The sequence below is a fragment of the Pseudarthrobacter sp. genome, from assembly GCF_036675385.1.
Classification (GTDB): domain Bacteria; phylum Actinomycetota; class Actinomycetes; order Actinomycetales; family Micrococcaceae; genus Arthrobacter.
On sequence record NZ_JAKFFD010000049.1, the window covers coordinates 1 to 4,183 of the forward strand.

Genomic DNA, 4,183 nt, shown 5'->3' on the forward strand with positions numbered 1-4,183 from the left:
GGGCCCGCCAAAGCCTCGGCAGCGCTGTTGTAACCGGCGGCCAGCCAGGCCTTCAGGGCGGCACTTTTCGCGTCCAGCCGTGAGATCTCGGCCAGCCCGTCCAGGAAACCATCTGCCACCCGGCGCAACGGATCAGCGTCCCCGGAACAGCCGGACTCGGTCCCGCCCCGGAGCGCAGAAGCAAGCTCAGCGAAAGACACCGAAAGGGCCTCCGCCGTCGCCACAGCCGCTCTGCTATCCATACCCAAATCATCCCGCGAGGGACTGACAATAACGGCGAGGCTAAACGGCTATGTGCATAACTCCGCGAAACAACGATCCGTGCCTCCAGCCGCCGCGGCAGTTCAGGGCCACAGCTGTCCTTTCGGCCCATGAAACGGGGCCTCAACTGTCCGTTCGCCCTGGGTTGAGTGAGCCTTCATCAGATTGTCAGCACCCCCTCGTAGGCTGATTCAACGTACTCGAGGGGGTAGGCCATGCACGTTCCAGCTACATTCTGTTCCATCATTCCGCCTTACATACTGCGGCGGTTGGCCCGCCTGGACGAGCCTCGGTTTTCTGCCGCCGCGCGGGCTGCCAAGGAAGCGCTAAGCCACGTCCGGTCAGTCCAGTCAGCCCGTACCCAGCCGGCTCCGGCCGCTCCCCCGGCACTGCGCGACGTCCGTCCCGGCCCACCCAACAGGAGCATCTACGATGCCGGCGGATCCGAGATCCTGCCCGGAAAGCTCGTACGTAAGGAAAGCGAACCGGCTTCCGGCGATCAGTCCGCTGATGAGGCGTACGACGGCCTTGGGCACACGCATCGCCTGTTTGCCGACATCTTCGGCCGTAACTCCATCGACGGCGAAGGACTGCCGCTCGATGCCACGGTGCACTTTGGCAAGCTCTACGACAATGCTTTCTGGGACGGCCGCCAGATGGTCTTCGGCGACGGCGACGGCGAAGTCTTCGAACGATTTACGCGGTCGCTGAGCGTCATCGGGCACGAACTCACTCACGGCGTCACGCAGCACTCGGCGGGGTTGGCTTACCGCAACCAGGCCGGTGCCATCAACGAATCCATGTCCGACGTTTTCGGCGCGCTCGTGGAGCAGTACCTGAACAGCCAGTCCGTGACCGACGCCAGCTGGCTGATCGGCGAAGGACTCTTCACGCCCCAGGTTGAGGGATCGGCTCTCCGATCCCTCAAGGCCCCGGGCACAGCGTACGACGACGACGTGCTGGGTAAGGACCCCCAGCCCGATTCGATGGACTCGTACGTGCGAACCAGCGCGGACAACGGCGGCGTCCACATCAACTCCGGGATCCCCAACAGGGCCTTCTACCTCACGGCGGAGACCCTGGGCGGCAACGCCTGGGAGGCGCCGGGACGGATCTGGTACGACGCACTGACGGGCGGCTCGCTGCCTGCCACCGCCACCTTCCGCGTCTTCGCGAGGGCGACGGCGGCATCCGCCGTCGACCTGTTCGGCACCGATTCGCCGGAGCATGACGCCGTGCGGCAGGCGTGGGAAACTGTGAAGGTCAAGCTTTAGTTGAACGCCTGCCCGCCGCGAGCCGGCGGCCAGGCTGCAGGAAAGCCCAGGACCCAGGCCATGAAGATCAGTGTGGAGCGCAGCGGCGGCATCGCAGCCCTGACCCGCGTTTGGACAGTGCATGCCCAGACCGCGAGCGCCAAAAGCCGGTGGCAACCCATTGTGGAAGCATGCCCTTGGGATGCGGTGCCCAAGACCGTCCGGGCCGCAGCCGCGGAGGTGCAGGACAACCAGCCGGACCGATTTATCTATTCGATCCGGGCGGGCCAGCGGCGGGCAGCGCTGCCGGAGCAGGCTGTCACAGGACCATGGCGTGTGCTGGTCGACACCACCCGGGCGGCAGCCGAGGACAGCCCCGACCGGCGGGGTCCTGTGCAGGCTTAGCTGCGTCTCCAGTCAGCCTGCTGTTACCAGTTGCCCCCGGAACGCCCGTCGGTAGGACTGCGGGCTGGTGTCCAGCACCTTGGCAAAGTGATGCCGGAGCAGGACGGGGTGGCCAAAGCCGGATTCCCGGGCAACTTCGTCGATGTTCAGGTCAGTGGATTCCAACAGCTCCTGCGCCCGGAGGACCCGCTGCGAGTTCAGCCAGGCAGCGGGTGTGGCCCCGGTTTCGGACCGGAAGCGGCGGGCGAAGGTCCTGGCTGACATGTGGACGCGGGACGCCAACTCAACGACGGTGTGCTCCTGCTCCAGGTTCTGCACCATCCAGCGCAACAACTCTTCCATCGGCGCCGATCCACAGGCTGGCACGGGCCGGTCGATGAACTGAGCCTGGCCACCGTCACGGTGCGGCGGCACCACCATGTCCCGCGCAATGGCGGCAGCCACATTGGCGCCCAACTCAACGCGCACCAGATGAAGGCAGGCATCAATTCCTGCCGCTGTTCCGGCGCTGGTGATCAGGTTGCCGTCCTGCACATAGAGCACGTTTTCATCGACCTGCACTTCCGGGTACCGGTTTGCGAGTTCATGGGAATAGTGCCAGTGCGTGGTGCAACGCCGCCCGTTCAGCAGACCGGCGCGGGCCAGGGCAAAGGCTCCGGAACAGATGGACATCACCCAGGCTCCACGGGCGTGCGCGGCGCGCAATGCCTCCAGCACGGATTCCGGAACGTCGTGGTCGCGTCCGAAGGGGGACATGATCACGAGGTCCGCGTCCGCCGTTGCCTCCAATCCCAGCGAAACATTCAAGGAGAGTCCCGATTTCATCCGGACGTTACCGGGTTCGGGTGTGCAGACCCGGAAGTCGAACGCCGGAACGTTGCTGCCGCGTCCTGATCTGTCGATGCCAAAAACCTCGCAGGCGGTGGCGAACTCGAACACAGAGAAGTTGGGAACTACGATGACTGCCACTGATTTGAGCATGCTTCCATTATGGCAGAAATTCGATCTTTTTGGGCATTTCTGCCACTGTTTCTTCACCGTCCACGGGAGCAGCATTGAGTCATGGAAATCTTCGGAATCGCCCTAGTGGTCCTGCTCCTCGTTGTTCTCGCCGCCACCATCTCAGCGCTCCTGCGTGATGGCCGCGGCCACACCCCGCCCATCACCTCCGACCAGCCTTGGTCCGCCCTGGACCTGCCCAGCGTTAACTACACCTTGCGCATTTTCTAACCAGAAGGCATGCCTCAACCCGTCATTGTTAACCCATCCGTACTAACACCAAGGGACCCGGCTCATGTGAGCCGGGTCCCTTCCTCCTGTTCTGATTGAGTGGCGTCCGGGAAGGCGGGATCAACGGCCGGGCCGACGGCGGGATTGACGGCGGCAAGCGCGGGAAACAGGCGCCGCCCCAGTAGACTGGCTGCAGCCATGACATTTCATATCTCCTACCCTGCTGAGCTGCCCGTTTCCGAGCGCCGCGAGGACCTGAAGGCTGCCATTGCAGCGAACCAGGTGACCATCATCGCCGGCGAGACCGGCTCCGGCAAGACCACCCAGATCCCCAAAATGTGCCTCGAGCTGGGCCTGGGCGACAACGGCCTGATCGGGCACACCCAGCCGCGGCGGCTCGCAGCCCGCACCGTCGCTGAGCGCATCGCCGAGGAACTCGGTGTGGAGATCGGCCAGGAAGTCGGCTTCCAGGTGCGGTTCACGGGCGAAGTCAGCCGCGCCACCAAGGTCAAGCTCATGACCGACGGCATCCTGCTCGCAGAGATCCAGCGGGACAAACTGCTGCGCAAATACAACGCCATCATCATTGACGAGGCGCACGAGCGCAGCCTCAATATCGACTTCATCCTGGGCTACCTCAAGCGCATCCTGCCGCAGCGGCCGGACCTGAAAATCATCATCACCTCGGCTACGATCGATCCGGAGCGGTTCGCGAAACACTTCGGGTCCGACGACGAGCCCTCCCCCATCATCGAGGTGTCCGGGCGCACGTTCCCGGTGGAGATCCGGTACAGGCCGCTGTCCCAGCCGGCCGGCGGACCCGCCGATGGCGAAGATGCAGACGCCTCAGATGACGAACTCGAAGAGGACCGCGATCCGCTCGACGCCGTCTGCGACGCCGTTGACGAACTCGCCACCGAGGCCCCCGGCGACATCCTGGTCTTTTTCTCCGGCGAGCGCGAAATCCGCGACGCAGCAGAGGCACTCAACGCCAGGATCCAGTCCAACCGGCGCCTGGCCGGCACCGAGGTGCT

General features: G+C 64.5%; 6 protein-coding genes and 1 pseudogene. 4 read left to right on the forward strand and 3 right to left on the reverse strand.

Translation table 11 applies throughout. The annotated features are described in order from the left end of the window. A pseudogene (locus tag V6M49_RS04515) lies at positions 1–242 on the reverse strand (HNH endonuclease signature motif containing protein); the annotation flags it as partial. 234 nt (positions 243–476) lie between these two features. Here V6M49_RS04515 and V6M49_RS04520 point away from each other — a divergent pair. Both V6M49_RS04520 and V6M49_RS04525 read left to right on the forward strand, forming a co-directional pair. Beyond that, a complete protein-coding gene (locus V6M49_RS04520; protein ID WP_141140983.1) occupies positions 477–1,535 on the forward strand; it encodes a M4 family metallopeptidase in 1,059 nt (352 codons plus the stop codon). Between the two features lie 60 nt (positions 1,536–1,595). Then, entirely contained in the window at positions 1,596–1,919 is a 324-nt protein-coding gene (locus tag V6M49_RS04525; protein ID WP_254752513.1) for a protealysin inhibitor emfourin, read from the forward strand. A 12-nt stretch (positions 1,920–1,931) separates the two neighbouring features. On the opposite strand, the gene V6M49_RS04530 is transcribed toward V6M49_RS04525, so the two are convergent. Next, positions 1,932–2,900, reverse strand: a complete 969-nt coding sequence (locus V6M49_RS04530; RefSeq protein WP_332760246.1) for a GlxA family transcriptional regulator — start codon at positions 2,898–2,900, stop codon at positions 1,932–1,934. 81 nt (positions 2,901–2,981) lie between these two features. Here V6M49_RS04530 and V6M49_RS04535 point away from each other — a divergent pair, with 81 nt between their 5' ends. Beyond that, positions 2,982–3,149 carry a hypothetical protein gene (locus V6M49_RS04535; protein ID WP_168223558.1) on the forward strand — a complete coding sequence of 56 codons (168 nt, stop codon included), beginning with the start codon at positions 2,982–2,984 and terminating at the stop codon, positions 3,147–3,149. Positions 3,150–3,211: 62 nt separating this feature from the next. On the opposite strand, the gene V6M49_RS04540 is transcribed toward V6M49_RS04535, so the two are convergent. Beyond that, a complete protein-coding gene (locus V6M49_RS04540) occupies positions 3,212–3,349 on the reverse strand; it encodes a hypothetical protein (RefSeq protein ID WP_332760248.1) in 138 nt (45 codons plus the stop codon). Here V6M49_RS04540 and V6M49_RS04545 point away from each other — a divergent pair. Next, a partial coding sequence (locus V6M49_RS04545) for a DEAD/DEAH box helicase (protein ID WP_332760249.1) occupies positions 3,348–4,183 on the forward strand: 836 nt, incomplete at its 3' end. The genes V6M49_RS04540 and V6M49_RS04545 overlap by 2 nt on opposite strands.

Coding starts and splice junctions, on each gene's coding strand:
- V6M49_RS04520 (WP_141140983.1), top strand. CDS start 477: ATGCACGTTCCAGCTACATTCTGTTCCATCATTCCGCCTTACATACTG.
- V6M49_RS04525 (WP_254752513.1), top strand. CDS start 1,596: ATGAAGATCAGTGTGGAGCGCAGCGGCGGCATCGCAGCCCTGACCCGC.
- V6M49_RS04530 (WP_332760246.1), bottom strand. CDS start 2,900: ATGCTCAAATCAGTGGCAGTCATCGTAGTTCCCAACTTCTCTGTGTTC.
- V6M49_RS04535 (WP_168223558.1), top strand. CDS start 2,982: ATGGAAATCTTCGGAATCGCCCTAGTGGTCCTGCTCCTCGTTGTTCTC.
- V6M49_RS04540 (WP_332760248.1), bottom strand. CDS start 3,349: ATGGCTGCAGCCAGTCTACTGGGGCGGCGCCTGTTTCCCGCGCTTGCC.